Annotated in this window: 2 protein-coding genes; both read right to left on the bottom strand. The window is 47.3% G+C overall.

Annotation, left to right across the window (positions count from 1 at the left end; translation table 11 throughout):
• On the bottom strand, nucleotides 1-427 hold a 427-nt coding region (locus R7Q48_RS28020), incomplete at its 3' end, for an ABC transporter substrate-binding protein (protein WP_318133573.1).
• 27 nt (nucleotides 428-454) lie between these two features.
• Nucleotides 455-660 (bottom strand): biopolymer transporter ExbD (locus R7Q48_RS28015; RefSeq protein WP_318133571.1); only part of this gene is annotated, 206 nt, incomplete at its 5' end.

The raw sequence follows: 660 nt of genomic DNA, 5'->3' as shown, positions 1-660 counted from the left end.
CTTGAGACTCACGGTTCATGATCGTTGCAATCTGGTCGATACGATGCAAAAGGCCGTCAACGTTGGCTTCTGTATTGACTATCTCTACATCCACACCTGCCGACTTTAGTTGATTTAAGGTGGTTGTTGGGCCCATTTCATCAGAGCCAATTAACTTGGTTGGGCTCAGTGCCAACAACCCCTCTGCTGAAAGTCGGCGATGATACCCAACGTCGGGTAACTCCATGCCTTGCGGCAAAGTACTGGTTACATCAACGGCGACCAAGCTGTCTTTCGCATCGAGCGCAAGTAATAGTTCGGTAACGGCGCTGCCCGCACTGACGATGCGTTCTGAGTTTGGGGCGTTGTTGGCAAAAAGGTTCGTACTTGCAAGTAACAGAGCGGCAGCAGTCAACGCAGTGCGCACTGGTGATAATGTGTTCTTCATGAAAATGTTCTCAGTTTTATGTTCTTGTTATGGCGACTCTTCAGTGAGCAATTGAGTCGCCTGAATTCCGTTTTCTTGCAAAAAGCCAAGAAGCTGAACAAGTGATTGAATATTGGCTGTTTTTTCTGCACCAATCACAATAGGTTTATCGGTTGATTTACTCTCTTCTAGCAGCGCGAGAGTGAAGTTTTCCCAATCAATGTACGTCTGTCCGTTGATCGCCCAATAAGGCT

The sequence above is a fragment of the Vibrio sp. 378 genome (assembly GCF_033339435.1).
Note: the sequence above shows the minus strand (reverse complement) of the source record. Positions and strands in the feature narration are given on the sequence as shown.